The organism is uncultured Ruminococcus sp. (assembly GCF_934476685.1).
Lineage (GTDB): Bacteria > Bacillota > Clostridia > Oscillospirales > Ruminococcaceae > Hominimerdicola.
In genome coordinates this window covers 1-6,329 of record NZ_CAKSNX010000029.1, presented here as the reverse complement: position 1 = coordinate 6,329, position 6,329 = coordinate 1, and the positions used below count along the sequence as shown (strand labels likewise).

The following is a 6,329-nucleotide window of genomic DNA, read 5'->3' as shown; positions in this document are numbered from 1 at the left end:
TATCTATATAGAATCCACACAGTCACTTTTCTACCGTTTAGAGCGTATAATACTGATAATCAACTAATAATAGATACATTAAATGAATCCATCTTACATTTCAATTCCATAAAGGTACGATTGATACTTGTTCACAAGTTATATACGGCATAGTTCCGCGAATTTCAATTCCATAAAGGTACGATTGATACCCCCACACGACTTGTGCTACTATTGCCAATTATATATTTCAATTCCATAAAGGTACGATTGATACTCTTTTGCGTCAAGCAGAGTTCCTCCAAAAATGGAATTTCAATTCCATAAAGGTACGATTGATACACTTCGTTCGTATTAGTGAAACCTTCGTCACTTTCATTTCAATTCCATAAAGGTACGATTGATACAAAATAATCCCTATGAAAAAGTGCGTTACTTTGCCGTATTTCAATTCCATAAAGGTACGATTGATACTGAGTTCCTTACTAATCTGCCTTCTGTTTTTCTTATTTCAATTCCATAAAGGTACGATTGATACGGAAAAAATTTCTCCCTCCACTTTTAATGTTGATTATTATTTCAATTCCATAAAGGTACGATTGATACGCGCGTTCCCCCCGCCACCCGCCCCTCTAAAATGCATTTCAATTCCATAAAGGTACGATTGATACCAAACCAAGCCGCCCTCCGCCCGCGCGAGCCGCTATTTCAATTCCATAAAGGTACGATTGATACGCTTCCTTCAAGAACAAAGATTCAACAGCTGGTGAAAATTTCAATTCCATAAAGGTACGATTGATACAACAGCTGCAACAGCGCATTAATATATAACATGATAATTTCAATTCCATAAAGGTACGATTGATACTATAGGCGAAGAGAAAAGAAAAAGTCCTACTATAATTTCAATTCCATAAAGGTACGATTGATACATCCTTTTGTTCAGTTCGTCGCGCAAATTGTCGAATTTCAATTCCATAAAGGTACGATTGATACTAATTTTTCTTTAATCCTTTCATCGTCCTGTAACTATTTCAATTCCATAAAGGTACGATTGATACTGTTTTGAAGCTTGCCTTTCGCCCAAATCACAAAAATTTCAATTCCATAAAGGTACGATTGATACCCATTGAATCTAATGGTATAAACACCACGAAACACAATGAGTTAGGAAGTACAAAGATGCAAAAAATACTCGAAATAAATGTCGATGCCCAATTATATTTTTAATACTGTTCTGCGACAACCAGCTTATTCACAGCTATTTCAACATATCAAAGAGCACTTTGGAAGATTCCGTATTAGCAAATAACAAGGCGAACCTTCGACATCGACAACTTTTCACAAGAAATTGTCAGTCGACATTCTTTCCTTGCCAAGAATCTGTTTATCCATATTATAACCCATTTTGTTGGTAAAAACAATGACACTATCTTCTGATTCATCTATGATCATTTTCATTTTCATCTTAAGTTCTCGAAGTTTTGCCTCCGATAACTCACCCTCTAAAACAGAGTTCTGAATCCAACATAAATATTGACGACATAGCTTCAGCATTTTGCCCACTCTTTTTTCACCAACATCATAAACCAAAACAACATACATCTCACCAATACATTTTAAAAGGTTTATATTCTTCCATTCCTAAAATGTCTTTCAGCAACTTATAGCATTCCAACTTGATAAGATGCTTATAACTAACATTACGCCCCAACGAGCGATGCCGGAACGTTTCGTTATATCGCTCTTCCATTGCCTTCACAAATATCTTCTTGCCCTTTTCGTTCAAAAGGCATTTATTCAACTTCTTGTCGAAATGGCCATCGCCTATAACATGCTTGTTGAGAACCTTGAAAACAACTCGATCTACGATAATTGGCTTAAATATCTCCGAGATATCCAGGCATAACGAAAAACGCCTTTCACCTGGAGTATGAAGATAACTTATCGTCGGATTTAGTTGGGTTTGATGAATAGCCCGAAGAGTCTCCGCATAACACATCATATTACCAAAAGAAATAAGAGCATTCACCTCATTCTCTGGTGGCTGTTTAGTTCTTGTCCCCATCTTGAAATCATCAAGAATGATATCGAAAGCCGCATAATAGGCTTGCCGTATGTTCCCTTCTATTCCCATGATTTCATCTATAGCCTTAGCATCCGCTAAAGCGTCGCTCAATTTCTTGATCGCATCAATAACTACTTGCAAATCTTTTCCCCTACGATTATAATAGCTGAGATTCAAGACCATATTCCATGCCGCTCCTTGAATAAATTTTCGAGCCAACTCCACCCGTTTCTTCTTGTTTTGGTATGCAGAGGTTTGCGCAAGCAATGCTTTACCCGACAGGAGACTCTCTCGGGGCATGAAACTACCTGTGTAATTCTCGTAATAATCGAAAAAGTGAACGGGAATTCCTTTTTGCCCCAAGAAATTGAACAGAGCACTATTTGCCCGAAGGCTACCGAAAGCAAACAACTCGGCCACATCCTCAACCGGTATGTATCGAGGCTGCTGCAGGAGTTCCTCGTCATCCTCGTTCACGATGATAGGCGTAAACTTCAACGTATTATCTCGGCGCTCCATGATGCCTGGATTGAACAGGTAGAAACTTCTTTTCATTCTTCACCCTCCATTTCGTTTATATAACAAAAATCAAAGTAACTGCAATTCTTGCAGATGCCCTTCTTCGCAACAGGCGGACATGCCTCCTGAGAGACCACGTTTTTGATGTCTTCCGTAATAGCCATGATGTCTTCCCTGTCAATATCCGTAAGTAGCACTTCTTGAGTCTTACGCAAAAGCGGATATTCCAAGATGCCCTTCACGCCAGATATTCCATGCTGCTCAAAAACATACATATAATATTTCAACTGCCATTCATGAGCATTATCGACTTTATTCGATTTCTTTATTTCATGAATAACCTTGCTCTTAGCATCATAGTAATCCACTTTGATTCCATCCATCTCCACCTCCTCATACTTTGATGTACGTTGCGGATAACTTGATTCATGCACCAGCTTTCCTTCATAGACCAAATCAGATTCTTGCTCCATGTTGATGCCATTGGCAAACAGCCATAGTTTGCGATGGCAAAGTTGGTAATAATTGAAATGTATACCTGTTACTATCATAAAAATATATCTTCTAATTCATTATTCGTTAAATCAACACCAATATCAAATGAATAAAAGCCTTCACGTATAACATTAATCAAGATAGACTCTCTAGCTCCAATCGTAATCTGGCAATCTGAATCAATTCGATGTTCTTTTCTTCCTTTATCCAATAAATACACAGGCAAAGTTATGGAATTAGACAACGCAAACTCCATATACTCCGAATAATTATGAAAATGCGTACGATCAGGTTTACATATAAATGCTATTCCCTGTGGATCAATATCACGACTACTCCAATTATTAGAATGAGTATCATCTTCATGCCATTTTTCCACAGGGTTTATCAACCAATTATTAATAAACATTCGCTCTAATGCCTTTGCATTAGTTTGCGCCTTTACACTAAATTCAGGTTCTTCATCATACACCTCATTTAAAACGGCGACCAAATCTTTTGCAGAATACAGACCTTCCTTGAGTACATTTATTGTAGATAAAAAAGCTTTGCATGGAATCCACGATCGGCTTTTTTTTGAATACGAGCCATATGGCGCTGGATATAGATCCTGATTTTTGTATGGTATCAACACATACATATCTCCTATCACGCTATCAAAGCGGCATAATCTTCCCGCCCTTTGCATAAGTCTATCTACAGGACATATTTCGCTAATCATTAGCTCAGAACTAATATTGATACTGACTTCACCTATTTGCGTAAGTATAGCTATTCCTCTGGCAGAACCTTCACTCCAAGCTTTTCTGCCCAAATGTTCAAGTAGAAGGTTCTCCTTGCGCTGTTTATCCTTCTCTGTAAACCTGCTATGATATAAGATAATCGGTATATCTTTGTTCCTTTCCAAGACCAACTCTTTCACTTTCTTATACACCTGTATGGCCTTATCTACCGTATTTAAGTAAATAATAGCATTCCCTTTATCCACACAATGTTCTAATAAATAGCTAATATCCTGCAATTCATCATAAGCCACTAATCTTTTTATATTAAAACTCTTCTGATAATTATCGCTTTCCTTGTCTTCCAAGATACTTTCAATCTTAAACCCAGCCTTTCTATATAACGGTAATGCAGACTCTGGCAAAGAGGCACTCATAATCATCACTGGAACATTCCAACAACGAAGCACCTTTAACAAGAAGAGGATATTTGCCAGTACGAATTCATCATAAAAATCAGCCTCATCAATAACAACACAAGAGTTTGCAAGGTTACTGCATATCAGATGATGATTTTCACAAGTAAATGTCAAAGACATCAGCAAGTGATCTATTGTACATACAGTTATAGGCGTTGCAAGAAGTTTTGCCATCTTATGCTGAGCCATAGCTTTCGTCATATTCAATTCACCATTCTGCACTTCAGAAAGCTTTATATACCATGCGCTTGAATGATACACTCCAGTATCGGATAACGTAGATGCTACATTAACAGAAAGAGCATTTGCTGTGAATCTAGTAGGCATAGCAATAACTAGACGATCTGCTTTGTGAGCGGCAATCTGATGAGAAGCCCACAACAGAGAAGCATCAGTTTTCCCTGCGCCAGTTGGAGCACGCACAAGTAAGATATTATTATTCCAATTCTTTTCCACAAGTTTCTGCACCCCTCGTTTCTCCTCAAAAGGAAAATGATAATTAAAGCGCATTAGGTTTAAAACAAACTCGTCATTTTCTTTCGCACTTGCTCTATGGTCTGCTAACTGGAGCAATCCTCTTACAGCGTCAAATTCAAACAACTTATCACACACTAAAGACAAGCTCTCTGTTTCTGAGATATCATTGGATGTTTTACGAAATTCATTCCAGAATTGTTTGAAAGAAGGACAGCTTATCCACTTGTCTTCAAAGCTAAGTCCTAATTTTCCATGATGTGCAGCTATTGCCGCCAATATGGGAATCGGCATATTGGTAGTAACAGCATCATTTAATGAATAAAACTCGTGACGTATACCTACATTTCTAAGATGACATCCAGCTTCGTTACGTTTTTCAGAATTATATTCTTTAAAAGAACAATTAGGATGATTTTGTTTCCACAATTGATAATTATGGAAATCCTTCCTACATGCTTCTTGCCATTTTGAGCAAGCTTTTCCGTTATCATGCCATTTTGCTGAGACAGACAAACGCATTGCCAGATCTTTACCTGTCAACTTTTTGTATTTCTCGCAAGTGCCTATAAATATCTGGCATATATCGGACATTTCAGACATAACATCAGAACAATGCTGTTCTAATGTTATGCCTGAAGGTTTAGCCAATATATAGTTGCATTTGTCTTCTCTCATTTAACAGAGATAATTGTAGTTCTTATATGTGTTCTTTAAACAAAGAAGGAGTATCGTCTGCCTTCTTTTCTTGTTTCTTTAGCTTGGTCGGTTTCACGTCATCTTTACATTTAGCATACACGTCCTCATAACTTGTAACTATGCTGTCATCAGAATCGCATGTGTATAGTTCATTTGACTTCAAAAACTCGAGGGCCTCATTATAAGCTTTCAATACACTATTTTCAGTACGGTCATCACCAATAAAGTATTGAGCGCCTCTTTCATCCAATTCTTTTATTATGTTAGCACGTTCTGTTTCTCCAGCCTCATAATAGCGAGAAGCTTTTCTGCTAAGAATAGTATCAAAAACGATTATCACCTGTTGAGGCTCACCACATACTGCGTTGCGTGCTTGATTTGCATAATCATTCATTAAGCGAGTAGCATTAAGGTATAGTTCTGCTCGACGCTTTCTTTCTGCTTCAGTTGCATGCTTGAAATATACTGTAGCCACATTGAATGAATTCTCGTAGCGATAGGCTTTCGATATGCTAAGAGATGTAATATCAAGAAAGAAATTCATACGCATAATATCCTCTTGACTAAATTCACGTGTTGCAATAGCTTGCTCGTTAGCATTTTCTCCCTCTGTGTTAACTCTCAATCGCATAAGAAGATCCCGTCCTACCTCGCTTTCATTCATCGCTACTGCAGGAGTTACTGACAATGGGGCTGTTCGTCTGCCTGAATAATCACCTTTAGAAGGATGCATAAATCCTCCCATATCAGCTCTTAAATCTGATTCTATCTTATCTGTTATGCCATCACCGTTAGAAACAAACGTGTCTCCTTTTGCCTTGTCTGCATTATTCAAACGATCTATTGCAGAAAACAACACATGGCGTTGCATCTGACCAGAGATATAAACACGTC

The 6,329-nt window shown here is 37.7% G+C and carries 5 protein-coding genes and 1 CRISPR repeat array; all 5 genes read right to left on the bottom strand.

Annotated features, from left to right (window positions below; translation table 11 throughout):
• Nucleotides 1-97: 97 nt before the first annotated feature.
• Nucleotides 98-1,105: direct repeats of the CRISPR family, unit length 30 nt; unit sequence ATTTCAATTCCATAAAGGTACGATTGATAC.
• A 215-nt stretch (nt 1,106-1,320) separates the two neighbouring features.
• Nucleotides 1,321-1,584 carry a CRISPR-associated endonuclease Cas2 gene (cas2, locus tag Q0E19_RS11495; RefSeq protein WP_294409669.1) on the bottom strand — a complete coding sequence of 88 codons (264 nt, stop codon included), beginning with the start codon at nt 1,582-1,584 and terminating at the stop codon, nt 1,321-1,323.
• 1 nt (nt 1,585) lies between these two features.
• Nucleotides 1,586-2,602, bottom strand: a complete 1,017-nt coding sequence (cas1b, locus tag Q0E19_RS11490; protein WP_294409668.1) for a type I-B CRISPR-associated endonuclease Cas1b — start codon at nt 2,600-2,602, stop codon at nt 1,586-1,588.
• Complete coding sequence (gene cas4, locus Q0E19_RS11485) at nt 2,599-3,117, bottom strand: CRISPR-associated protein Cas4 (protein ID WP_294409667.1); 519 nt, start codon at nt 3,115-3,117, stop codon at nt 2,599-2,601. The genes cas1b and cas4 overlap by 4 nt, the downstream gene beginning before the upstream one ends.
• Nucleotides 3,114-5,387, bottom strand: coding sequence for a CRISPR-associated helicase Cas3' (gene cas3 / locus Q0E19_RS11480; protein ID WP_294409666.1), 2,274 nt, complete (start codon nt 5,385-5,387; stop codon nt 3,114-3,116). The genes cas4 and cas3 overlap by 4 nt, the downstream gene beginning before the upstream one ends.
• 49 nt (nt 5,388-5,436) lie before the next feature.
• A partial coding sequence (gene cas7p, locus Q0E19_RS11475; protein ID WP_294409665.1) for a type I-PGING CRISPR-associated protein Cas7/Csp1 occupies nt 5,437-6,329 on the bottom strand: 893 nt, incomplete at its 5' end.

Bases quoted from the DNA above. Each gene is read 5' to 3' on its own strand.
- cas2 (WP_294409669.1), bottom strand. From the start codon at position 1,584: ATGTATGTTGTTTTGGTTTATGATGTTGGTGAAAAAAGAGTGGGCAAA.
- cas1b (WP_294409668.1), bottom strand. From the start codon at position 2,602: ATGAAAAGAAGTTTCTACCTGTTCAATCCAGGCATCATGGAGCGCCGA.
- cas4 (WP_294409667.1), bottom strand. From the start codon at position 3,117: ATGATAGTAACAGGTATACATTTCAATTATTACCAACTTTGCCATCGC.